The organism is Amycolatopsis sp. NPDC039088 (genome assembly GCF_055598845.1).
On the sequence record NZ_JBVKAE010000009.1, the window covers coordinates 25384 to 49059 of the forward strand.

Sequence of the window (23676 nt, forward strand, 5' to 3'; positions counted from 1 at the left end):
AGGAAAGGACCTTTCCTAGCACTCTCGGGACCGATACCGGACAGGAGCGGCTAGCGTCCTGGCGTGATCCCGACCCCGCCCCATCTCAAGGCGAAAGCCGCGGAACACGACCTTGGCGACTGCCTTCGTCGCTACCGCCATCGGCCGGGGGTGCTCAGCACCTTCTTCGCCTTCGCGCCACTCGCGGGCGCTCTGGCGCTCGGGATCCGCGAAGGTGACCTGACGGGAGCGCTGGCCATAGTGCTGTTCGTGTGGCCGCCGCTCTTCCTGTGGTGGTGTGTGTCGACGCGAAAACGTCTCGACGGCGGCCTCTACGTCTTCACCGGCGGTTTCGCGGAGGTCTACGGACGCAAGGTCCGGCACGCGATCACGTGGGCCGAAATCCGCTCAGTGCGTTACCAGGGCACCGAGTTGCGGTTCAGCCACGTCATCCCCCTCGCGTACGTCGCGAGATGCGCCATCGACCTGCGTGACGGTGGCGTGATCGAACTCGACGGCAGCTACCGAAAGCTGGAGCGGCTGGCCGACGACCTCCACCACCGAAGCAGCTCCTAACCCTTCGCCCGGAAGCAGTCCTTCACGTGGTCGTCGACCATCCCGGTCGCCTGCATCAGCGCGTAACACGTCGTCGGCCCCAGGAAGACGAAGCCGCGCTTCTTGAGTTCCTTCGCCATCGCCTTCGACTCGTCGGTGATCGCCGGGACGTCCGCCATCGTGCGAGGCCGGACATGCGACTCAGGCGCGAACGACCACAGCAGGTCGTCCAGCGAACCGTCGAGCTCCTCGATCGCCCGCGCGTTGTTGATCGCCGCCAGGATCTTCGCCCGGTTCCGCACGATCGACGCGTCCTCCATGAGCCGGGAAACGTCGTCGTCGGTGAATGCCGCGACCTTCTTCGGCTTGAACCGCTTGAACGCCTTCCGGAACGACTCCCGCTTCCGCAGGATCGTGATCCAGGACAGCCCGGACTGGAAAGACTCCAGGCACAGGCGCTCGTACAACTCCTCGTCGCCGTGGAGTTCGACGCCCCATTCGGTGTCGTGGTATTCGACGTAGTCCGGGGCGGAGTTCCCCCACGAACACCGCTTGACCCCGTCCGAACCCAGCAGACCCGCCTCAGCCAACCCGGTACCCCTCCGCGTATTTCGCGAACCTTTGCAAACTCAGCCTCAGTCCCAGCTCGAATCCCGGTTTCGCGACCGGCCAGCCCAGCCGCCCGACGACGCCGAACGGCGGCCGCAGATGCTCCGCCCAGACGAAGGTCGACGAATGCGGCCCCTTCTCGATCACCTGGAAGACCCCGGTGCCCTGCACGATCTTGCCGAGATGCCGCACGACGCAGCGCAGCGGCGGTTCCCAGCTGGTGATCTCCATGGTGTCGGTGAACCCGATCCCCGCGACGCCGGTGAAGGCCGACAGCTTCGAGCCGACGCTGCGCCCGTTGCCCTCGACGACCTTGACGTCGGTGCCGAGCATCCACTCGCCCTGGCGCTCCCAGTCGGTCAGCGCGAGCCAAGCCGTCCCGGCCGGTACCGCGACGTCGACGGAGACGACGACATCGGTCACTTGGCGCCCTCGCGCTCGGCTTCCAGCTCGGCCACCCTTGACCGCAACTCGTCGATCTCGACACCGAGCCGCCGCATCACCCAGTCCACTTCGGACATCTTGTACCCGCGCAGCACCATCTGATAGCGGACGGCGTCGACGTCCTCGGCGGTGATGTCCTCGGCGGGCAGCCTGGTCGGCGAGCTGCCGGGCGGCAGCGGGGCCAGTTCCTCACCCCGGCCGAACACCACGGCGGCCAGCAGAAACACCACTGCGGCCACCAGCAGCATGACTACGAGGTAGATCAGGGCGGTCGTCACGCGACGATCGTGGCACACGAACGCCACGATCGTCTCGCCAGCAAGGCGAGTCGCACGCTGAGCACCACCCAGAGGACCATCAGGATCCCGCACGGCACGGACAGGAACAGCCGCGACGCGTCGATGAACCCGGTGGCGAACACCAGTAGTGCCACCGAAAGCAGGTTCAGTCCGACGGCCTCGCCGATCAGCACGCCGGCGGTACGGACCAGCCGGACGCCGTCCATCCGCCGCGAGAGCCAGCGCATGCAGACGAGCGCGAAGAGGCCGAGCACCGGCACGAGGAACACCGAACCATGGGTGAGCTGGGCGATGTACTTGTACCAAGCCGGTGTCGGCGTCGCGAGCTGCGACCAGTCACCGAAGGTCCACTTGCGGGCGAAATCCCAGGTGAGCTGCATCAACGGCACGCCGAGGATCAGTTTCCAGAGCGTGCGGGTGCCGCTGTGCATCCCGAGTTCGGCCTGGTAGCCCTGCGCGATCAGGTGCACCGGCCCGAAATCGTCGACGGCGCGCTTCTGCGCCTCTTGTTCGCTCCAGCCGCCCTCGCGGTAGGCGTCGGCGGCGTCGTTGAGCCCGTCCCGCGCTTCGCGCAGCAGGTCCCGCTTCGCCGACGCCGGGCCGTCAAGCCGCGTGCGCAGGTCACCGAGATAGGCCTCGATCACAGTCATGCCGTAGTTCTCCCGAAACTCCGCGCGGTCAGGCCGCGATCGCCATTTCCGGCCGCCGGTGGCGACGCGCGGCGACCGTGAGCCGCAAGCTGAACAGGATCCACGCCGCGGACATCACCACGCACGGCACGCTGACGACCAGCCGGGCTGGCTCAAGCACCCCGGTCGCGCCGCCGTACATCGTGACGGCGAGCAGGTTCGCCCCCACCGCCCCGGCCATCGCCAGCGAAACCACGCGGGCGGCTGGCGCGCCGTCGCCGCGCCGGGAGAGCGACCGTGCCGCGATCACCCCGGCGATCGCGACGGCCGGGGACAGCGCCACCAAGATGTCGGCCGCGTCGATCACGCGGTGGTACCACGACGGCGGCGGGGCGCCGAACCGCGACCAGTCACCGAAGCTCAGCGCCCTGGCGAAATCCCAGGCGAGGCTCAGCACGGGCACACCGACAATCAGCTCCCACAGCACGCGGATGTCGCGACGAAGTCCCAGCTCGGCCTGGTAGGCGGGAGCGATCAGGTCGACCGGGCCGAAATCGGCGACCGCCCGTCGTTCGGCTTCCGCCGCTTCGACACCGCCCTCGCGATACGCCTCGGCCGCGTCGTGCAGACCGTCCCTCGCTTCGGTGAGCAGATCGGCCTTTGCCCTTGCCGACCCGCTCAACCGTCTGTCCAGCTCCGAGAGGTAAGGCTCGATCGCGCTCATGCCGTGCTCCCCCCGAGGACACCACCAATGACGGTGGTGAACTCCTGCCACTCCGCCCGTTCCGCGGCGAGCGCCTTCTGCCCGGAGCGGGTCAGCTTGTACGTACGCCGTTTGCGACCGGACACCACATCCCACTCGCTGGCAAGGTATCCGGCGCGCTCCAACCGGCGGAGCGCCGGATACACGGTCCCCGTCGGCAGGTCGAGCGCGCCGTCGCTGCGCAGCTGGAGCGCCTCGATGATGGCGTATCCGTGCAGCTTCCGGCCGTCGAGGACGGCGAGGAGCAGCGCGTCGAGGTGCCCGCGCAGACTGTCGGCCTTCATAGATAGACAGTCTACACATCATCGATCATCAGGGTACTGGGGTTCTACCCGGAAGCACCTCAGGGAATGTCCCCTAGATCACCCCGATTTCATAGATTTAGTGGCTACATGTAGCCAGCCTACGTATACAGTGCCTCGACATGGACGCACTCCCGATCGCGAGACTCCAGTTCGCGACGACGACCTCGTTCCACTTCCTGTTCGTGCTGCTCACACTGGGGCTCGTGACACTCGTCGCGGTGATGCAGACACGCTCCGCGCTCGGCGGCAAGCCCGAGCTGATGCGGATGACACGTTTCTGGGGCAGGCTTTATGTGATCAATTACGCGCTGGGAATCGTCACCGGAATCGTGATGGAATTCCAGTTCGGACTGACCTGGACCGGTTTGTCCACGGTCGCGGGCGACGTCTTCGGTGCACCGCTGGCCATCGAGACGCTGGTGGCGTTCTTCGCCGAATCGACCTTCCTCGGCCTGTGGATCTTCGGCTGGGGGCGGCTGAACAAATGGGTCCACCTCGCGCTGATCTGGCTGATCACGCTGACCGCGTACGCCTCGGCGCTGTTCATCATGGTGGCCAATTCGTTCCTGCAGAACCCGGTCGGGACGCACGCCGAGAACGGGGTGCTGAAACTCGACGACTTCGGCGCGCTGTTCACCAACCCGGCGCTGGCGATGTCGCTGCCGCATGTGCTGAGCGCCGCGCTCATGACCGGCGGTTTCTTCGTGGTCGGCGTCAGCGCGTACCACTTCATCAAGCGCACCAAGGAGATCGAGTTCTTCCGGCGGTCGATGCGGATCGGTGTGCTGACCTCGCTGGTCGGCAGCACGATGGTGATCGGCTTCGGCTTCGCGCAGTTCGGGCCGCTCGGTGAATACCATCCCGACAAGCTCAAGTCACCGGGGCCGCTGGTCGGTGCCCCGCTGGGATTCATGATCCAGATCGGGTTCATCGCCTTCCTCGCCTCGATCCTCGGAACGCTGTTGCTGTACCGGAACTGGATCACCAAGGTGCGGCCCCTGCTGTACGTGATGGTGCTGGCCATCCCGCTGCCGTTCATCGCCGCCATCTTCGGCTGGCTGGTGCGGGAGTTCGGCCGTCAGCCTTGGCTGATCCGCGGGCGGCTGACCACCGCCGACGCCGTCGCGGGGATTCCCGCGGGCCAGATCCTGTTCTCCTTCATCGCTTTCACGGTGCTGTTCGCGGTACTCGCGATCGCCGACTGGGTGCTGATGTCACGGGTCGCCAAACGCGGCCCGGAACCCGAAGAAGAGGCGGCGGCGCCTCGTACCGCACTTCCCGTCCTGAGCGGAGTCTGACCCATGGTGATCCTGTGGTGGTGTGTGCTCGGTTTCCTGACGGCGGGCTATTTCGCGCTCGCCGGCTACGACTACGGCGTCGGGATGCTGCTCGGCAGGCTCAGCCGTGACGAGGGCGAACGACGGCGGGTGCTCGGCGCGTTCGGCCCGTTCTTCCTGGCCAACGAGGTCTGGCTGGTGGCCGCGGTCGGCGTCCTGTTCGGCGCTTTCCCGCATCTGGAAGGAAAAGTGTTCTCCGGGGCGTACGTACCGGTCGTCACCCTGCTGCTCGGGCTGGTCACGTTCACCGCGGCGGTGCAGCTGCGCAGCAGGCGGCCGGACGCCGGACGCGGCACCTGGACGCTGGCGATCACCGTCGGCGCCTGGGTGACGGCGGTGTCCTGGGGAGTGTTCCTCGGCAACCTCGTCCTCGGGCTCCCGCTCGACGCCGCGGGGCTGCCGACCGGCGGTGTCCTCGCCGCCTTCGAACCGTACGCGCTGCTGTGGGGCGCCGGGTTCGTCGCGCTGTTCGCCTTGCAGGGTGCGGCTTTCCTCGCCGTCCGGGCCCCGTCCGAATTCACCGCCCGCGCGAACCGGACGGCCAAGGCGCTGCTCGCGCCCGCGTTCGCGTTCCTGGTCGTGGCGGTCGGCTGGGGTACCTTCGAGACCACCGCGTCGTGGACCGTGCTGCCCGCGATCGTCCTGGCGTTCGGCGCGTTGGGGGCCGCGGCCGCGGCTTTGCGCGCGGGGCGGCACAGGTCGGCGTTGGTCGCCACGATGGTCCTGTCGGCGTCGCCGGTGCTCGCCGTCGGGACACTGCGCCTGCCGGACGCACTGGTGTCCTCTGTGGACGGCGGATTCTCCTTGAGCCTGACCGAAGCCGCTACCGGCACCGAGACGCTCGGCCTGCTCACCTTCGTCTTGCCGCCCGCGCTGGTGGTGATCGCCGCCGTGCAGTGGGTGACCTGGCGGCGCAACGCCGGTCGGGTCGACCAGCGCTCGCTGCTGCACTTCTAGGAGCCTGTGATGCCTCCCCTTCCCGGACTGCGGCGCCACTTCGGCGTCTTGGCCGTCCTCGGCACGCTGACCGCGGTGGCGATTCTCGCCCAGGCGGACGGTCTCGCGACGCTGCTCACCGGCGGCGGTGTGACCTGGACGCTCGTGGCCGCCATCGCGGTCCGGGCGCTGCTCGCGGGCGTCCAAGGTTCCGTCGGCGGCCGGTTCGCGGCGACGGTCAAAGCCGGGCTGCGCAAACGGCTTCTCGGTGCGGAGGCGGAGAATCCCGGTGAGGTCGCGACCTTGGTGACCAAAGGGATCGACGCCGGTGACGCGTATCTGACCGGCTATCTGCCGACGCTGGTGCTGTCGGCGATCGTGCCGGTCGCGGTGCTCGTCCGGCTGTTCGCCGCGGATCTGGCTTCGGCGCTGATCATCACCGCGACCCTGCCGTTGATCCCGGTGTTCGCGATCCTGGTCGGCCAGCACACGAAGGCCGAGACGGCCAAGCAGTGGCGGCTGCTTTCCCGGCTGGGCGGGCATTTCCTCGACGTCGTACGCGGGCTCGGCACGCTCAAGGTGTTCGGGCGGGCGGAGGCGCAGGCGATGACGGTGCGGGCGATGGCGGACGCGCATACGGACGCGACGATGCGCACGCTGCGGGTCGCGTTCCTGTCCGCGCTGGTACTGGAACTGGTGGCGACGCTGTCGGTGGCGCTGGTCGCGGTGCCGATCGGCTTCCGGTTGCTGGAAGGCGGAATGGCCGTGCACACCGCGGTGCTGGTGTTGCTGCTCGCCCCCGAGGCCTACCTGCCGTTGCGGGCGGCCGGGGCGAAATTCCACGCCAGCGCGGAGGGACTCGCGACCCTGCGGGAGGCACTCGCCGTCCGTTCGACGGAGGTCGTCCGTGATTCCCAGGTCACCCGGTGCGGCGCGCCGGAGATCGTGCTGGAGAAGGTCAGCGTGGCGTACGGCGATCACGTCGTGCTGTCCGAAGTGGACATGACGATCGAGGCGGGCGAGCAGGTCGCACTCGTCGGACCGAGCGGTTCCGGGAAGAGCACACTGCTGGCGGTACTGCTGGGGTTCGTCACGCCGACGTCCGGCCGGGTCCTGGTCGACGGCGTAGACCTGCGGGAACTGGATCCCGGACCGTGGCGGGCGGGGACGGCGTGGGTGCCGCAGCGGCCGACGTTGTTCGCGGGGACCGTCGAGGAGAACATCGCCATGGGCCGGCTGCCGGACGTCCAGGCGGCGGCGCACGCGGCGGCGTTCGACGACGTCGTGCGCGGCCTGCCGGACGGCTACCGGACGCGGATCGGGGAGCTGGGCGCGCCGCTTTCGGCGGGGCAACGGCAACGGCTCGGCCTCGCGCGGGCGCTCGCCCGCACCGAAGCGGGCCTGGTGCTGCTCGACGAGCCGACCGCGCGGCTCGACGCGGAGGCCGAAGCCGCCGTGCTCGGCGCGACCCGTGAACTGCTCGTCGGCCGGACGGCGGTACTCGTGGCCCACCGGCCCGCGATGGCCGCGCTGGCCACCCGCGTCGTCGAAGTCCGCGGCGGCACCGTAAGAGATCGGGAACTGGTGTGAACGTCTGGGGAGTGTCCACAAAGGATGTGGTCCGGCTGATCCGCGCCGGGCTGATCGCGTCCGGTGCCGAACTAGCCGGGCTCGCGCTGATGGCCACCGCCGCGTGGCTGCTGCTGAAGGCGGCCGAGCAGCCGCCGCTGGCGTCGCTGACCGTGGCGATCGTCGCCGTCCGCACGCTGGCGTTGCTGCGCGGCGGACTGCGGTACGCCGAGCGGCTCGCCGGGCACGAAGTCGTCCTGCGCTACCTCGGCGCGTTGCGGACCCGGGTGTACACCTCCTTGCTGCCGCATCGGGTCTCCCGGCACTCCGGCGGCGACCTGGTGACCCGGCTGGTGTCCGATGTGGACGCGGTGCAGGACGCGATCCTGCGCTGTCTCCTGCCCGCCGGGGTCGCCGCGTTCGTCGGACTGGCCTCGACCACGGTCGCGCTGATCGTCAGCCCGATGGCGGGCCTGGTGCTGGCGCTCGGTCTCGCCGTCGCGGGAATCGGGCTGCCGTGGCTGTGCGTGCGGATCACTCGCGTGGCGGCGGAGAAGAGCGCTCCGGCACGGGCCGACCTCGCCGAACGGGCGGTCGAGCTGATCACCGGACGACGTGAGCTGATCGCGTACGGCGTCCACGAGTCCACTGTGGACGCGGCACACACCGCCGTCGACGCCCTCGCCGCGCGTGACCGGGCCACGGCGAACCGGACCAGCCTGCTCTCCGCCGCCGGGATGCTGGTCCAGCTGCTGACCTGCGTCACGATCGCGCTGACCGCCGGGGTTTCGACGCCGCTGACGGCGGCACTGGCGCTCGGCGCGCTGACCGTGTTCGAGCTGTTCCTCCCCCTGACCGCGGCGGCTCAGCGCTGGGTCGAGGTCCAGGCTTCGGCGAAACGGATGCGCGCGCTGCTGACCAAACCCGTTCCCGCACGCGGAACTTCGGTGCCCGAACCGGGACACCTGCGGCTCGAAGGCGTCGGTGTGCGGTTCCCGGGCCGAGCTCCGGCGCTGGAAGGGGTCGACCTCGACCTTCCGCCGGGGAAGCGCGTCGGGATCCTGGGGCCGAGCGGCGCCGGGAAGACGACGATGCTGAACGTGCTCCTCGGGTTCGTGGCGCCGACGTCCGGGAGGGTCGAGCTGAACGGGAAGCCGCTCGACGAGTACGACCCCGCGCTGCTGCCGTCGGTGGTTTCGGGCGCGCTCGCGGACGCGCACGTCTTCCACACGACAGTCCGGGAGAACCTGCTGCTCGCGAAACCCGGCGCCGCGGACGCCGAACTGCTCGAAGCCTGCGCGACGGCGGGTTTCGACCTGCCGCTGGACCGTGAGGTCGGCTCGGACGGTGACGCTCTGTCGGGCGGGCAGCGCCAGCGGCTCGTGCTCGCCAGAGCGGTGCTGGCCGCGCCGCCGATCCTGGTGCTGGACGAGCCCGTCGAGGGACTGGACCCGGAACACGGCGACGCCGTCCTGGCCGACGTTCTCGCGGCCGCACGCGGCACCGTCGTCCTCGTGACGCATCGTGAGTCGCAGGTGGCCGGGTTCGACGAGGTCCTACGCCTCTAGGCCGCGCACTTCCCGCATCGGCGGCCGGTCGCTGATCGACACCTCGGCGACCTCCGGCAACCATTCGTCCTCTAATTGCACGAACTGGGTGAGCTGGGCCGGGTCGTCGGACTTGATGCCGCAACGCGCCAGCGCCGTCCCGAGGATCTGCCGCGCCATGACGCCCAGCTGAAGCAGCGAACGGTTGCGATGCTTGCGTACGCCGAGGTTGACCTGCGCGAGCCCTTCGAGGCCGTAGCGCGCTTCGGCGTCGAGGATGAGCCCGATCTCGACGCCGTACCCTGCCGCGAAGGGCACCGACTCGAGGAACTCGCGCGTCGCGGCGTACTCGCCGCCGAGAGGCTGGATGAGCCCGGACAGCGAGGGGCGCAGCGCCGACAGGACCGGTCGCGCCAGCAACTCGGTGACCCGGCCGCCGCCGCTGCTCTCCAAGCGCAGGGGTCGGCGGTAGAAACCCTTGACCAGGTGGACGCCGTCCTCGCAAAGCAGCGGACCGAGCAACGTCGGCACGAACGCCGGATCCGGGTCGACGAGATCGGAGTCGAGGAACACGACGACGTCGCCGGTCGTCGCGGCCAGCGACCGCCACAGCACCTCGCCCTTGCCCGGCACCGGTGGCAGCTCAGACAGCACGTCCTCGCGGTGCACCACCCGCGCGCCGGCGCGTTCGGCGAGCTCGACGGTGGCGTCGGTGGAGCCGGAGTCCATCACGATCAGCTCGTCGACGACCGTGCCCAGCAGAGGCCGGACCGTGCCGACGACCTCGGCGACGGTGTCCTCTTCGTCGAGTGCCGGTAGCACGACCGAAACCGTCCGGTCACCCTTCGCAGCGACGATGTCGTCGAGCGTCCAATCGGGATTCTGCCACGTACGCCGCTCGAACCAACTCATGAGTAGTGATCGTGCCATGCTGGAGTCCGACACCCTGTCGATGGAGGAACCTTGCTACCGCTACTCGTCCGATTCGTGCTGGGCCCGCTGGTCAGGGCTCTGTACCGCCCCGACATCCGCGGCGTGGAGAACATCCCCGCCGAGGGCCCGGTGCTGCTGGCACCCAACCACCGGGCGGCGCTGGACACCGGCGTGATCACTTTCACGGCGATGCGGCAGGTCAAGTTCCTCGGCAAGGCGGAGTACTTCACCGGCCGCGGGCTCAAGGGCAAACTGATGGCCGGTTTCCTGGGCGGCCTCGGCTACGTCCCGGTCGAACGCGGTAACGCGCAGGCCGGTCTCGCCGCGTTGGAGGCGGCGCGGAAGGTGCTCGACGCGGGCGGCGCGTTCGCCATCTACCCCGAGGGCACCCGCTCGCTGGACGGGCGGCTGCACCGCGGCCACACCGGCGTCGCGGCACTGGCGCTGGCGACCGGCGCGAAGGTCGTCCCCGTCGCGCTCTCCGGCACCGAACACCTGCAGCCCGCCGGGAAGCGGATCCCGCGCCGGGCGAAGATCACCGTCACCTACGGCTCGCCTTTGGACTTCTCGCGGTACGAGGGACAGGACTCGTCGCCGGCGATCCGGCGCTCGGTGACCGACGAGATCATGTACGCGATCCTGGAGCTTTCGGGGCAGGAGTACGTCGACTCGTACCACAAACGCCCTGATCAGAGCGCTGCCTGAGCGGTAGGCGGTAGCAAAGGTCCCTTGCTCCCTTTTGCTCCTGCGCTCGCCCTCTCCGCTGCAATGAAAGGTCCTTTCCTTGCACGCGCGATTCGGACTTTGGCAACACTAGGCGCATTCCGGGCGTGACTGGCCTGGGCGAGATGCCGTGAAGGCCTCCTTCCCTACCCTCAAGGTCAGGGGCCCGGCAAAGTCGGGATCGTGCAGGTCGGGGACCCTCTTCGTCATGGCGCAGGCCGACGTCTATGGAGGAATTAGGACGTTGAGTGTCCCAATTCCTTCATAGACACGGGGCCGCACCCGGTTGCGAAGCTTGATCAACAGAACTTCAGGGACATGCCCCTGAACCCGGTACACCTCGAGTGTGGAGGATTGGGGACGTTCACCGTCCCAAATCCTCCACACTCGGACCCCGCGGGCATCAGCGATGCCACATCCGGACCACCAAGAGCCGCACTGACCAGCAACTCTGCGACTTTGCCGGGACCCCGCCCTCAAGGTAGGCAAGGAGGCCTTCACGGACCGAGGCGTCGCCAAACAAGCCCTACTTAGCCCACTTAGGCCGTGGAGGAGGCACGTAGTCCGCGAAGCCGTCCAGCAGGACCGAAGCGTCCGAGTCGATCAGCAGCATGTCCCGGTACCCCGCCGACAGGAAGCCCTCCGACACCATGTGGTCGGCGAACTTCAGCAACGGCGCGTAGTACCCGCCGACGTCGACCAGTCCGATCGGCTTCTCGTGCAGCCCGAGCTGGGCCCACGTCCACACCTCGAACAGTTCCTCCAGCGTCCCGGCCCCGCCGGGCAGTGTGAGGAAGCCGTCCGACAGCGCGGCCATCTTCGCCTTCCGCTGGTGCATGTCGGCGACGACGTGGAGTTCGGTCAGGCCGGCGTGCGCGATCTCGACGCTGCCCAGCGCCTCCGGGATCACGCCGATCACCTCGCCGCCCGCGGCCAGCGCGGCGTCCGCGATGACGCCCATGGTGCCGACCGACGCGCCGCCGTAGACGAGCCCGATCCCCCGCTCGGCCAGCAACGTGCCCAGCGCGCGGGCCTCGGCCGCGTAGCGCGAGTCGAAGCCCATCGACGAGCCGCAGAAGACGCATACCCTGCGCGGTGCCGCCATCAGTGGGTGTCCTCCCACGCCTTGTACGACTCCTGCACGACGCGCACGGCGTCGTCGATGTCGTCGGTGACGTGCAGCAGTTCGAGGTCCTTCTGGCCGATTTTGCCCTCGGCGAGCAGCGAACTGGCGATCCAGTCGTACAGGCCGCCCCAGTACTTGCTGCCGAACAGCACGACCGGGAACTTCGTGACCTTCTTCGTCTGCACCAGGGTGAGCGCCTCGAACAGCTCGTCAAGGGTGCCGAAGCCGCCGGGCAGGCAGATGAACGCCTGCGAGTACTTGATGAACATCGTCTTGCGGGCGAAGAAGTACCGGAAGTTGACGCCGAGGTCGACCCACGGGTTCAGGCCCTGCTCGAACGGTAGCTCGATGCCGAGGCCGACGGAGAACCCGCCCGCCTCGTTGGCGCCGCGGTTCACCGCCTCCATCGCGCCGGGGCCGCCGCCGGTCATCACCGCGAACCCGGCGTTGGCGAGCGCGCCGCCGATCTTGCGGCCGAGTTCGTACTCCGGGTGGTCCCGTTTGGTCCGCGCCGAACCGAACACCGTCACCGCGCGCGGCACCTCGGCCAGCGCGCCGAAGCCCTCGACGAACTCGGCCTGGATCCGCAGCACGCGCCACGGGTCGGTGTGCACCCAGTCGCTCGGCCCCCGTGAGTCCAGCAGGCGCTGGTCGGTGGTGCTGCCCTGGTCACGGCGATCCCGCCGCAGCACGACCGGGCCCTTGTGGCGCTCGATCGGACGTTCCGGGTACTGGCCGTCGGGGAACTCGCTTGTCTCACTCACCCCGCCAAGACTACGACGTCGTCACGGTCCGGAGTGGCAGCATCGCCGCGAACAGAAGTTGTCGGCTACGCGAACGCGGGACCCGCTCGGCGAGCGGGCCCCGCGAAAGCGGCTAGGACCGGCCTGCCAGTGAGAACGCGAGCATGGCCGTCGAGGTGAAGTCGATGGCGGGCTCGTTGCTCGGCCACGAGGCGAGGTCGTCGGTGTAGCGGGACTCGGTCGTGTCGAAGGCGTCGTACGGCTTCGTGCACTCCTTCGCTCCCGCCGGGAAGGGCAGGTCCGCGAAGTGCTCCGCCCCGTTCGGCCCGTTCACGACCGCGCCGTAGAGCACCTTCTCCTCACCCGCGAGGTTGGCCGCCTGGTGGTGCGGGCACTTCGGCGACGTCGTGCCGACGCCGACGACCAGCGAGACGCCCCACGCGTTCGCGCCGAGGGTGAAGTTCCGCTGCTGCGAACCGAACGCGGCGTACCGGCGGTCACCGGTGACCTCTGCGTACAGCCGCTCGGTCGCGGCGAACCCGAAGCTCTTGCTCGCCGCGTCGAAGTCCTTCACCGATACCGCAGTCCGGAAAGGACTCTTCGCCGCGTTCGCGACACCTTCGTCGAGCTGACGCCGGAGATCGCCGATCAGCTCCTTCGGCCCGAGCGCCGCACCCGGGACGCCGTGCCGCAGGAGCTTCGCCAGTTCGGCGTGCGCCAGCGCGCTGGTGTCGTACAGGTTGAGCGTGCTCTTCTCTTCGAGGTCGATGTACGCCTTCGCCCAGTGCGACGCTTGCCGCGTCCATTCCGCCGCCCGCGGATCCCGCAAGGCCTTACCCGCCAAGGCGAGCTGAGCCGCGCCGAGTTCCATGTCGTCCCGCCAGGACGATTCCGGGTAGTACGCGTGCGGGAAGGCGGTGACGAGTTCGCCGACGTTCTCGGTCTTGGCCTGTGCGAAGACCGACGCCGCCTCGCCGAGGTACTTCCTGGCCAGCGAAGGATTCCGCCTCGCCTCCACCTGCGCGCCGAGCGCGAACGCGGCGGCGACCCGGCCGGCGAGGTTCGGGCTGAGCCCCGCCCCGCCGGGGTTCGCCGGGAAAACGGGCCGGTGCTTGACGAAGTACGCGGGGTCACCGGGTTTCACGTCGAGCCGGTCGTCGTCGTGCGGGTTCCGCCAGACGTCGTGGTCGCCGAGGAAGCCGAACTTCTCGCTGCCCGTGCCGATCCCGACCTGGGCGTAGAGCGTCTTGGTCCGCTCGTCCCACATCTTGTCGAGCCAGTCGAGGCCGAGGGTGACCTCCTTGGCCAGCACGGAATCGTAGTCCTCACGCAGGACGTAACCCATTTCCGCGAGCGAGTACGCCGTGTTCGAGGTGAACTTGACGAAGTCGCCCGCGTCGACCCAACCGCCCTCGACGTCGATCGGCCCGCCGATCGGCTTCAGCGGTTCGGCGATCTCGTCGCCACCCTCGCCGGCGAACACCGGCCAGTCGTAGACCGTGGCCTGCTTGTCCGCCAGGTGCGAGGGTTTGCGGTCGAGACGGCCGGGGACGATGTCGTCACCGTCGCGCTGCGCCTGGAAGAACTCGTTGGTGGCACGGACGAGCGGGGTGAAGAGCCGCTGCTTCGTGTCCACCCGGAACGTCGGCGACGTCGCCTTGGTCTCGCCGCTGACCTCGATCCGGTACTTGCCCGGCAGCCAGACCTTCGACAGGTCGAGCTGGTACACCGCCGGGTACTTCGCGTTCCACGCGCCGAGCGAGGCGCCGGTCCGTCCACGATGGACGGTCCGGCCGCGTTCGTCGATCACCGAGAACGACCCCGGCGCACTGGAGAGGAGATAGGCGTATTTGGTCTCGGTGATGCCGTAGCCGACCTGATCGACCCGGACCTCACCTCGCACCGCCGCCGCGGCCGAAACCGCCGGCACCGTCAAACCCCCGAGGACCAGTGCCGAAACCGCGGCCACCGCCCGGGACCAGGAACTCACCATCATCGGCGCCCCGCTCGTAATTAGTTAAGAAAGTTTCCTTTTTATGGCGCAAGACGCTAGCCCGCGGGACACCCCGAGTCAATATGTCCGTTTCACCCGACGGGAGGGTTTGGTTGCCCGTGGGAAAGCCACAGGGTTCGAAGCACTGTTCGCGGGTATCCGACCGATGACCGAATGGAGTTCCGATGACCCTCACCTGGCACGAGCGATTGTCCGGCTGGCACAAGTCGAGCTATACGCATTTCGAAGAGAACGCCTGCGTCGAAGTCGGCACCGACGGCGCTCACGTCGGCATCCGCGACACCAAACAGCGCGAGCTCCCGGCCGAGGTCAGGCCAGTCCTCGTGGTCTCCGCGACCGGCTTCACCGCACTCCTCACCCACCTCTCCGGCTGACTCCGGAACCTCGTCGAGAAATCGTCTACCGTGTACCGATGGCGTCCCTGCGAACCGAGGCCGAACCACTCGGCGCGCGGATCCGGCGGTTGCGCAAGGCGCGCGGGCTGACTCAGCGTGAGCTCGCCGAGCCCCGGTACGACCGCGGTTTCCTCGCCAAAGTCGAGTCCGGCAGCCGCGTGCCCTCCGACGACGTCCTGGCCCATCTCGCGCTGCGGCTCGGACTGACCGAGGACGAACTCCGCTTCGGCAGGCCGCCGGGCGCGGCCGAGGTACTCACCGCCGCGCTCGAGACGGCGTATCGGGAGCTTCAGCAGGGTGGCCTCGACGCCGCCGAGCGGGAGTTCGCCCGAATCGAAGGCCGGGCGGCCGCGTACCGGCTGCCGGACGTCCAGTGCCACGCGCGGTTCTATCTCGGCGAAGTCCAGTGGCAGCGGTACGACATCCCGTCGGCGGCCGAGGGGTTCGCGCACGCGATGGAACTCGCCGAAGCCGCTTCGCCGCGGTTGCGCGCGATGATCATCAACCGGGTCGCCGCCTGTCGCGCACTATCGGGTGATCTTGGCGCTTCGGTCGCACTCGTCGAAACCGCACTCGCCGAACTCCGCGCCACCGGCCCCGTCGATCCCGACGCCGAACTGGCCTTGGTGACCGCGCTCATCCACCCGCTCATCGAAATGGGCGCGCTCCGCCGTGCGCGGCGGGCCGCCGAGGAGGGGCGGCGCGCGCTCTCCTCCGCCCACCGCAAGGACATCTCCGCGCGCTACCACCGGCAGGCCGCCCAACTGTGGCAGGCGATCGGCCTGGTCGACCGCGCCGAAAAGGATCTTTCGCGAGCACTGCGGCTGTTCACCTCCATCGGTTACGACCGCGACGCCGCCCGGAGCCGCTGGGCCCGCGGCTTCCTCTGGCGGCGACTGGGCAAACTCGACGACGCGCACGCCGAACTGCTGCTCGCCCGCGACCTCTTGGCCAAAGCCGGGTCCCGGGAAGGTGTGCTCGGCGCGACGATCGAACTCGCCGACGTCCGCCGCCGTCAAGGCGCGCTCGACGAGGCAGCCGAACTGGCCGCGGGAATCCGCCCGCTTCTGGATCGATCCCCCGACATCGAGGCCAAGGCGGAGGTTCTCCGCTTACTGGGACTCATCGCCCGCGCGCGCGGCGATCTGCCGCAGGCGACCGCGTTGCTCGAAGAAGCCGCCACCGCACAGGAAAAGTCGGAATTGCGCGGCGCTCTCGTGGCGACCTCGCTGCATTTGGGTGACACGTTGCGCGCCCGCGGGCTGATCGAAGAGGCGTCAGTGGCCTATCGGCGCGGCATTCGCGCGGCCGCTATGTCCGATTCCGGGCCGCTGGACTGAAAACCATACGAAAGTCGCCATATATCGCGACTGGCGGGAAAATCCTTACTACACAGGGATTTTATTCCCCGCGAAATGATCTTCGACTGTCCGGCTAGGCCATCCGGCCCATTGACTCCCCCGGTTACCGGCTCCTTTACTCGGACGTGTCCATCGGGATAACTCCAGTTATCTTCGGCGGACACGCTCCCCGTCCCCGCCGTGTTCCCGCTTCGGTCTCATTCCCCGCCGCGCCGTTGGCCGTCCGGGTACACGGTCCTGCCCATGGAAGGTTCCCCATGACCGTTCAACGAGGGCTCAGAACAGGGTTGGCGGCCATCGCCGGCCTTGCCATGAGCTTGACGTTCCCGGTGACCCCGGCGAACGCGACCACCACCACCATCCAACCCGCGAGCCCCGATTCCGTGGCCGCGAACGCGGCCGACCAGGCCGCCGCAGCCGGTGTGGACAGTCTGCGCAAGAGTGCCCAGGAGGGCTTCCGCCGCGTCGGGCTGACCCAAGGTGGCGGAGGACTCTTCTACGCCGCTTACGAACGAACCTATCGTGGCCTGCCCGTGGTCGGCGGGGACGCGGTCGTGGTCGCCGACGGCGCCGGACGCGTCCGCGGCACCAGCGCCGCGGAGACCGCGACGATCTCGGTCGACACCAAGGCCAAGATCTCCGCGGCGAAGGCGACCGAGGTCGCCCGCGGCCAGCTGTCCACAGTGGACAAGGTCACCGCGCCGAAGCTGGTCGTGCTGGCGGGGAACTCTCCCAAGCTCGCCTACGAGGTGGTCGTCGCCGGTACGAAGGCATCGGCGCCGAGCAACCTGCACGTCTTCGTGGACGGCGTCACCGGCGGGATCATCGATACCCGTGACGACGTCAAGCAGTCCAACTTCCCCACGCACGCGCAGGGCACGTCGAACGACGTCAGCACCCTGGGCGCCGGGAACAGCTACTACGTCGGCAACGTCACCATCGACACGACGAACTCCGGCGGCACCTACTCCATGCGCGACCCGCAGCGCACCAACATCAGCTGTAAGCCGCAGAACGGCGCGGTGTACAGCGGCCCCGACGACAACTGGGGCAACGGTTCCGGCACCAACCTCGAAACCGCTTGTGTCGACACGCTCTTCGGCGTCCAGACCGAGTGGAAGATGCTCGGCGAGTGGCTGGGCCGTAACGGCATCAACGGCAGCGGCGGCGGCTTCCCCGCCTCCGTCGGCCTCAACCAGGTCAACGCCTACTGGGACGGTTCCTCGACCACCTTCGGCCACTCGCAGGACAACCAGCGCCAGGCCACCTCGATGGACGTCGTCGCGCACGAGTACGGCCACGCCATCTTCCAGACCACGCCGGGCGGCGCGGGCAGCGGCAACGAGAACGGCGGGCTGAACGAGTCCACCGGTGACATCTTCGGCGCCATCACCGAGCACTACGCCAACAACGCCAAGGACACCCCGGACTACGAGGTCGGCGAGGGCGTGAACCTGGTCGGCCAGGGCCCGATCCGCTACATGTACCAGCCGAGCAAGATCTCCGGGAACCCCAACTGCTACTCGTCGTCCATCCCGAACACCGAGGTGCACGCGGCCGCGGGCCCGCAGAACCACTGGTTCTACCTGCTGGCCGAGGGGACCGCGCCGGCGGGCAAGCCCGCCAGCCCGACCTGCAACAACACCTCGATCACCGGTCTCGGCATCCAGAAGGCCGCGAAGATCTTCTACAACGGCCTGCTGAAGAAGACCTCCAGCTGGAACCACAAGGCCGCCCGCAAGGCGACCCTCGAAGCGGCGCTCGCGCTGTACCCGGGTTCCTGCACCGAGTTCAACACCACCAAGGCGGCGTGGGAAGCGATCAGTGTCACCGCGGCGACCGGTGAGCCGACCTCGTGCACCCCGCAGGGCAACGACTTCTCGGTCGGTGTCAGCCCCACCTCCGGCACCGTCCAGCCTGGACAGTCGGCGACCGTCACGGTGAACACCACGACCGTCAACGGTTCGGCGCAGTCGGTTTCGCTGAGCGCCAGTGGTCTTCCCGCCGGGGCGACCGCGACGTTCAACCCGGCTTCGGTCCAGTCGGGCGCGTCCTCGACGCTCACCATCGCGACGTCGGCGAGCACGCCCAACGGCACCAGCACGATCACGGTGACCGGCACGGCGGCCAGCGGCACGCACACCGCGCAGTACACGCTGACCGTCGGCACCGGCGGCGGCGAACGGACCTACACCAACGGCACCGACTACGCGTTGAACGACTACGCCACGGTCAACAGCCCGATCACGTCGACCGCGACGGGCAACGCGGTGTCGCCGGTGAAGGTCTCCCTCACCGGGACGCACACCTGCTCCGAGGACCTTCGCATCAGCCTGAAGGCCCCCGACGGCAGCACGTATTCGGTCAAGGCCACCGGTTCCCTGCCCTGCACCGATCTCGGCACGCGGAACTACTCGGTGAACGTGACCAACGAGGTCGCCGCCGGCACCTGGACGCTCGTGATCTACGACGCCTACGCCCAGGACACCGGCACGCTCGACAGCTGGACCATCACCCTCTAGTTCCTCCGCACCAACAATCCGTGAAGGCCACCTTGAGGGACCCTGAGTCCCTCAAGGTGGCCTTCACGGACCACTACCGGAAGGAAACCCCCGGCAATGAAGTGGGGAAAGCGACTAGGAGCGGCCGTGGTCGGCATGGCCGCCGTACTGGGTGTCGTGACGGCGCCCGCGCAAGCGGTCACGGCCGCGACCATCACCGCCGCACCGGACATCTCGCTCGCCAACGTCAAGGCGCATCTGAGCGCGCTGCAGACGATCGCCAACCAGAACGGCGGCAACCGCGCCTCCGGCCGTCCCGGCTATCCGGCGTCCGTGTCCTATGTGGAGCAGAAGCTGCGGGCCGCCGGGTACAACGTGACCCTGCAGACCTGCACGACCTGCGCGGGTTCGAGCCAGAACGTGATCGCGGAATGGCCGCAGGGTGATGCCAGTCAGGTCATCATGCTCGGCGCCCACCTCGACAGTGTGAGCGCCGGCCCCGGAATCAACGACAACGGCTCGGGATCGGCTTCCATCCTCGAAGTCGCGCTGACCCTGGCGCGCGAGAACCCCACACTGGCCAAGCGGGTCCGCTTCGGCTGGTGGGCCGACGAGGAGTCGGGCCTGCGCGGGTCCAAGTACTACGTCAGCAACCTGCCCTCGACCGAGCGCACGAAGATCAAGACATATCTGAACTTCGACATGATCGGCTCCAGCAACTGGGGTTACTTCGTCTACGACGACGTCGCCTCGGTCAAGGCGGTGTTCGACGAATACTTCACCTCGATCGGCATCCAGACCGAAGGGGACTCCGAAGGCGACGGCCGTTCGGACCACGCGTCGTTCAAGAGCGCGGGGATCCCGGTCGGCGGCCTCGCGACCGGCGCCGGGGACATCAAGACCACCGCGCAGCGGGCGAAATGGGGCGGCACCGCGGGTGCCGCGTTCGACAACTGCTACCACCGCGCCTGTGACACGCTGTCCAACATCCCGGACACCCCGCTGGAGAAGAACAGCGACGCGATCGCCTACGCGCTCTGGAAGCTCGCCGTCAGCGCGCCGACGGGCAACGACTTCTCGCTGGGGCTCTCGCCGACGTCCGGCACCGTCCAAGCAGGACAGTCGACGACCGTCACGGTCAACACCACGACGACGTCCGGTTCGGCGCAGTCGGTTTCGCTGAGCGCCAGTGGTCTTCCCGCCGGGGCGACCGCGACGTTCAACCCGGCCTCCGTCCAATCCGGCGGATCCTCGACGCTCACCATCGCGACGTCGGCGAGCACCCCCAACGGCACCAGCACGATCACGGTGACCGGTGACGGTGCCTCGGTGGACCGCACGGCGCAGTACACGCTGACCGTCGGCTCCGGTGGCGTGCGCACGTTCAGCAACGGCACCGACTACGCGTTGAACGACTACGCCACGGTCAACAGCCCGATCACTTCCACCGCGACGGGCACCGCGACGTCGCCGGTGAAGGTGACGATCACCGGAACGCACACCTGCTCCGAGGACCTGAGGATCAGTCTGAAGGCCCCCGACGGCAGCACGTATTCGGTCAAGGCCACCGGTTCCCTGCCCTGCACCGATCTCGGCACCCGGAACTACTCGGTCCCGGTGACCGGCGAAGCCGCATCCGGCACGTGGACGCTCGTGCTCTACGACGCCTACGCCCAGGACACCGGCACGCTCGACAGCTGGTCGATCACCGTCTGACCATCTGAATCGCCAGGGCCATCTCACGAGGACACCCGGCCTCGTGAGATGGCCCTCGCGCTTTCACGGGGAAGAATTCCGGACAACCTTTCGATATCTGGTCTAGACCACCCGATCGTCGGTAGCGGTGTGCGGGCACCGCGACCTATGTTGGGCCGAACGGCCGCTTCCTGTTCGTTCACAACCGCTTTCGAGATGGGAGCTGGGTATGTTCGGTCGCGTCTCACGGCTGCTCGCAATCACCGGCGCGGCGGTACTCGCCGTCACCACACTCGTCGTCTTGACTCCGGCGCAGGCCTCGGTGGACGCCGATGTCTGCCCGGTCAAGTCGAAACCCGCGGGCAAGGTCCTGCAGGGTTACTGGGAGAACTGGGACGGCGCTTCGAACGGCGTCCATCCGCCGATGGGCTGGATCCCGATCACCGACGCGCGGATCAAAGCCAACGGGTACAACGTGATCAACGCCGCCTTTCCGGTCATCCTGTCCGACGGAACGGTCAAATGGGAGGACGGGATGGACGCGACTGTGAAGGTCGCGACGCCCGCCGAAATGTGCGCCGCCAAGGACGCGGGCGCGACGATCCTGATGTCGATCGGCGGCGCCGCCGCGGGAATCGACCTGAACTCCACCGCGGTCGCCGACAAATTCGTCTCGACCATCGTGCCGATCCTGAAGAAGTACAACTTCGACGGGATCGACATCGACATCGAGACCGGTCTCGTGGGCAACGGGAACATCAACTCGCTTTCGCCGTCGCAGAGCAACCTCATCCGCATCATCGACGGCGTACTCGCCCAGATGCCTGCGAACTTCGGTCTCACCATGGCGCCGGAGACCGCGTACGTCACCGGCGGCAGTGTCGTCTACGGGTCGATCTGGGGCGCGTACCTGCCGATCGTCAAGAAATACGCGGACAACGGCAAACTGTGGTGGCTGAACATGCAGTACTACAACGGAAGCATGTACGGCTGCTCGGGCGATTCGTATCAGGCCGGGACGGTTCAGGGCTTCGTCGCGCAGACGAATTGCCTCGACAAGGGTCTGGTGATCCAGGGCCAGACGATCCGCGTTCCCTACGACAAGCAGGCTCCGGGGCTGCCCGCGCAAGCCGGTGCCGGTGGCGGGTACATGTCGCCCAGCCTGGTTTCGCAGGCGTGGCGCAGCATTCCGTCACTCAAGGGGCTGATGACCTGGTCGATCAACTGGGACGGCTCGCGGAACTGGACGTTCGGGCAGAACGTGAAGGGGCTGCAGGGCCGCTGAGTCAGGTGATCGGCCGTATCGTTCTCGGATATGGGTGAGGAAATCGGTGGACGACTGCGACGGCTGCGCGCCGAGCGTGGCCTCACGCAGCGCGAACTCGCCGAGCCGCACTACACCGCCGCGTACGTTTCGTCCGTCGAGACGGGAGCGCGGACCCCGTCCGGTGACGCGTTGCGCCACTTCGCCGCCCGGCTCGGGGTCGACACCGGCGAATTGCTCGGCGTGACCTCGCCCCGCGACGACGTCCGGCTCGAGCTGGACATCGCGGCGGCCGCGGCGGACTTCCTCACCGGGCACGGCTCGGCTCCGAAGATGCGGCGGCTGGCGCGGCGGGCGGAGCGGATCGGCCGCACGCGCCAGGCCGGGCTCGCCTGGCTGTGGCTCGCGCGGTACAGCGAGGGCGACACCCGGCCGCGTCTGATCGCCGCCGCCGAAACCGCGCTCAGCGACGACATCCCGACCTACCGCGAACTGGCCGTCGCGCTGCGGGCGCACGTCCTGATGAGCTGGGGCGAGCCGCACCACGCGATGCACCTGCTCCGGACCGCGCTCGACGCGAGCATCGACGGCCATCCGCATCCGGTGCTCCTGCTGACCCTGCACGCGTACCTCGCCGAAGGGCACCTCCGCCTCGGCGAGACCGCACAGGCCGCGCAGCACGCGAGCGAGGCGCTACGGCTGGCTCGCGGGGATGAGGAGATCCTGACCGAACTCAGCGAGAACCAGCGCCGGCTGGCCGAGACCTACCTCGGCGAAGGACGGGTGACCGACGCCGTCGCCGCCGTATCGGTGCTGCACGATTTCCTCCACGAACGCGCCCTGCGGCCGGTGCTGGCCCGGTGCCTGTTCGCACGGGCGCTGGTCCGGCGAACCGACGACCTCGAAGGCGCCCTCGCCGACCTTCGCGCGTCACGGGCCGCGGCCCCCGACCACGCCGTCACCCTGGAACTCGCCGACCTCTGCCGCGAACTCGGTCGCCTCGACGACGCCGCCGCACTGCTCACCGAAGCGGCCGAAGCCATCCCGACGGACTCGCCGCACTCCGCGTCACTCACCTTCCAGCAGGGCTCGCTGGCTCTGGCGCGCGGAGACCTCGAAGCAGCCGAAGCGCGCTTCGCGCACGCCATCGACGTCGCCGCCCTTCGCGACGCTCGCGGCGTCCTGGCCGCTTCGGTGGACAAGGCGGGAGAGCTGCTTCGCGACCAGGGCCGCTCCGAGGAGGCAGCGGACCTGCTGCGGCGCGGGCTGCTCCTGCTCGGCGCCGAAGAGGACCTGCCGGGGCGATAGCAAAGGTCCCTTGCTCTCTTTCCGCAGGTCAGCGGGCCCGGCGAGAGCAAAGGTCCCTTGCTGTCGCGCTGGTCGTGAGTGATTTGGGGAATTTTGGCCAAGGGTGTGGGTACCTACTGTGGGTGAGCCGGGGTAGCGGCCGGTCCGTGAAGGACTCCTTAAGGGACCCAGGGTCCCCCAAAGTTCCCCTCGCTCCTCGCGGAAGGTCATCAGGAGCTCAGTGGCACCACCAGTCACAACGGCGGCGCGTGAAGGACCCCTTCCCTCGGCTCAGCCGAGGGGACTCGACGTTCACACCTTCGCGAGTGGGTGAAGGCCCCCTTCACTGCGCTAGCGTCCTGCGTCTGAAATTCGCGCCTTAAGTTCTTCTGCAGCTCGGGGGGTCCGTCCCGAGTGGTCGTCAAGTACGTGAAGGCCCCCTTTCCCACTGTGAGGGCAAAGTCGGGATGCTGCAGGTCGGGGACCTCTTCGTCATGGCGCAGGCCGACGTCTATGAAGGAATTGGGACGTTGAGTGTCCCAATTCCTTCATAGACACGGGGCCGCACCCGGTTGCGAAGCTTGATCAACAGAACTTCAGGGGCATGCCCCTGAACCCGGTACACCTCGAGTGTGGAGGATTTGGGACGTTCACCGTCCCAA

The 23676-nt window shown here is 68.3% G+C and carries 22 protein-coding genes; 12 read left to right on the forward strand and 10 right to left on the reverse strand.

Features of this window, described 5'->3' with window-relative positions; all coding sequences use genetic code 11:
- The first annotated feature begins 63 nt into the window (after positions 1-63).
- Positions 64-555: a hypothetical protein gene (locus tag ACZ7KI_RS13620; RefSeq protein ID WP_470273457.1), complete on the forward strand. Its 492-nt coding sequence runs from the start codon at positions 64-66 to the stop codon at positions 553-555.
- Here ACZ7KI_RS13620 and ACZ7KI_RS13625 read toward each other — a convergent pair.
- The 6 genes from ACZ7KI_RS13625 to ACZ7KI_RS13650 are packed head-to-tail and all read right to left on the reverse strand — an operon-like array spanning position 552 to position 3562.
- Positions 552-1124 (reverse strand): DNA-3-methyladenine glycosylase I, encoded by a 573-nt coding sequence (locus tag ACZ7KI_RS13625; RefSeq protein WP_470273458.1) that lies wholly within the window; start codon positions 1122-1124, stop codon positions 552-554. The two genes, ACZ7KI_RS13620 and ACZ7KI_RS13625, sit on opposite strands and share 4 nt — an antisense overlap.
- Positions 1117-1566 carry an SRPBCC family protein gene (locus ACZ7KI_RS13630; protein ID WP_465504760.1) on the reverse strand — a complete coding sequence of 150 codons (450 nt, stop codon included), beginning with the start codon at positions 1564-1566 and terminating at the stop codon, positions 1117-1119. The genes ACZ7KI_RS13625 and ACZ7KI_RS13630 overlap by 8 nt, the downstream gene beginning before the upstream one ends.
- Positions 1563-1865, reverse strand: a complete 303-nt coding sequence (locus ACZ7KI_RS13635) for a DivIVA domain-containing protein (RefSeq protein WP_470273459.1) — start codon at positions 1863-1865, stop codon at positions 1563-1565. Before ACZ7KI_RS13635 ends, ACZ7KI_RS13630 begins: the two co-directional genes overlap by 4 nt.
- Positions 1862-2536 carry a permease prefix domain 1-containing protein gene (locus ACZ7KI_RS13640; RefSeq protein ID WP_470273460.1) on the reverse strand — a complete coding sequence of 225 codons (675 nt, stop codon included), beginning with the start codon at positions 2534-2536 and terminating at the stop codon, positions 1862-1864. The genes ACZ7KI_RS13635 and ACZ7KI_RS13640 overlap by 4 nt, the downstream gene beginning before the upstream one ends.
- A gap of 28 nt (positions 2537-2564) precedes the next feature.
- Positions 2565-3239 (reverse strand): permease prefix domain 1-containing protein, encoded by a 675-nt coding sequence (locus tag ACZ7KI_RS13645; protein WP_470273461.1) that lies wholly within the window; start codon positions 3237-3239, stop codon positions 2565-2567.
- A complete protein-coding gene (locus ACZ7KI_RS13650; RefSeq protein WP_016331437.1) occupies positions 3236-3562 on the reverse strand; it encodes a helix-turn-helix transcriptional regulator in 327 nt (108 codons plus the stop codon). Before ACZ7KI_RS13650 ends, ACZ7KI_RS13645 begins: the two co-directional genes overlap by 4 nt.
- 140 nt (positions 3563-3702) lie before the next feature.
- Here ACZ7KI_RS13650 and ACZ7KI_RS13655 point away from each other — a divergent pair, with 140 nt between their 5' ends.
- The 4 genes from ACZ7KI_RS13655 to cydC are packed head-to-tail and all read left to right on the forward strand — an operon-like array spanning position 3703 to position 8993.
- Positions 3703-4881, forward strand: coding sequence for a cytochrome ubiquinol oxidase subunit I (locus tag ACZ7KI_RS13655; RefSeq protein ID WP_470273462.1), 1179 nt, complete (start codon positions 3703-3705; stop codon positions 4879-4881).
- 3 nt (positions 4882-4884) lie between these two features.
- On the forward strand, positions 4885-5877 hold the full coding sequence (locus ACZ7KI_RS13660; protein WP_470273463.1) for a cytochrome d ubiquinol oxidase subunit II: 993 nt from the start codon (positions 4885-4887) through the stop codon (positions 5875-5877).
- 9 nt (positions 5878-5886) lie between these two features.
- Positions 5887-7446, forward strand: coding sequence for a thiol reductant ABC exporter subunit CydD (cydD, locus tag ACZ7KI_RS13665; RefSeq protein WP_470273464.1), 1560 nt, complete (start codon positions 5887-5889; stop codon positions 7444-7446).
- On the forward strand, positions 7443-8993 hold the full coding sequence (gene cydC, locus ACZ7KI_RS13670) for a thiol reductant ABC exporter subunit CydC (RefSeq protein WP_470273465.1): 1551 nt from the start codon (positions 7443-7445) through the stop codon (positions 8991-8993). The genes cydD and cydC overlap by 4 nt, the downstream gene beginning before the upstream one ends.
- On the opposite strand, the gene ACZ7KI_RS13675 is transcribed toward cydC, so the two are convergent.
- Positions 8982-9884 carry a glucosyl-3-phosphoglycerate synthase gene (locus ACZ7KI_RS13675; RefSeq protein ID WP_470273466.1) on the reverse strand — a complete coding sequence of 301 codons (903 nt, stop codon included), beginning with the start codon at positions 9882-9884 and terminating at the stop codon, positions 8982-8984. The genes cydC and ACZ7KI_RS13675 overlap by 12 nt on opposite strands.
- 51 nt (positions 9885-9935) lie before the next feature.
- On the opposite strand from ACZ7KI_RS13675, the gene ACZ7KI_RS13680 reads away from it, so the two are divergent.
- Entirely contained in the window at positions 9936-10610 is a 675-nt protein-coding gene (locus ACZ7KI_RS13680) for a lysophospholipid acyltransferase family protein (protein WP_465504749.1), read from the forward strand.
- 544 nt (positions 10611-11154) lie between these two features.
- Here ACZ7KI_RS13680 and ACZ7KI_RS13685 read toward each other — a convergent pair.
- The 3 genes from ACZ7KI_RS13685 to ACZ7KI_RS13695 all read right to left on the reverse strand — a co-directional run bounded on the left by ACZ7KI_RS13685 (position 11155) and on the right by ACZ7KI_RS13695 (position 14493).
- Complete coding sequence (locus ACZ7KI_RS13685) at positions 11155-11733, reverse strand: LOG family protein (protein ID WP_470273467.1); 579 nt, start codon at positions 11731-11733, stop codon at positions 11155-11157.
- Entirely contained in the window at positions 11733-12518 is a 786-nt protein-coding gene (locus ACZ7KI_RS13690; protein ID WP_465504747.1) for an LOG family protein, read from the reverse strand. Before ACZ7KI_RS13690 ends, ACZ7KI_RS13685 begins: the two co-directional genes overlap by 1 nt.
- Before the next feature lie 112 nt (positions 12519-12630).
- Positions 12631-14493 carry a glycoside hydrolase family 9 protein gene (locus tag ACZ7KI_RS13695; protein WP_470273468.1) on the reverse strand — a complete coding sequence of 621 codons (1863 nt, stop codon included), beginning with the start codon at positions 14491-14493 and terminating at the stop codon, positions 12631-12633.
- A 182-nt stretch (positions 14494-14675) separates the two neighbouring features.
- Between ACZ7KI_RS13695 and ACZ7KI_RS13700 the strand changes: the two genes are divergently transcribed.
- From ACZ7KI_RS13700 to ACZ7KI_RS13725, 6 genes are all read left to right on the forward strand, one after another.
- On the forward strand, positions 14676-14885 hold the full coding sequence (locus tag ACZ7KI_RS13700) for a DUF397 domain-containing protein (RefSeq protein ID WP_470273469.1): 210 nt from the start codon (positions 14676-14678) through the stop codon (positions 14883-14885).
- Positions 14886-14923: 38 nt separating this feature from the next.
- Positions 14924-16246, forward strand: coding sequence for a helix-turn-helix domain-containing protein (locus tag ACZ7KI_RS13705; protein WP_470273470.1), 1323 nt, complete (start codon positions 14924-14926; stop codon positions 16244-16246).
- Positions 16247-16524: 278 nt separating this feature from the next.
- The gene (locus ACZ7KI_RS13710) at positions 16525-18789 is read left to right on the forward strand and encodes a M4 family metallopeptidase (RefSeq protein WP_470273471.1); all 2265 of its coding nucleotides are present in this window, start codon (positions 16525-16527) and stop codon (positions 18787-18789) included.
- Between the two features lie 96 nt (positions 18790-18885).
- The gene (locus ACZ7KI_RS13715) at positions 18886-20484 is read left to right on the forward strand and encodes a M28 family peptidase (protein ID WP_470273472.1); all 1599 of its coding nucleotides are present in this window, start codon (positions 18886-18888) and stop codon (positions 20482-20484) included.
- Between the two features lie 208 nt (positions 20485-20692).
- Positions 20693-21748: a chitinase gene (locus ACZ7KI_RS13720; RefSeq protein WP_470273473.1), complete on the forward strand. Its 1056-nt coding sequence runs from the start codon at positions 20693-20695 to the stop codon at positions 21746-21748.
- 30 nt (positions 21749-21778) lie between these two features.
- Positions 21779-23035, forward strand: a complete 1257-nt coding sequence (locus ACZ7KI_RS13725) for a helix-turn-helix domain-containing protein (protein WP_470273474.1) — start codon at positions 21779-21781, stop codon at positions 23033-23035.
- Positions 23036-23676 lie beyond the last annotated feature (641 nt).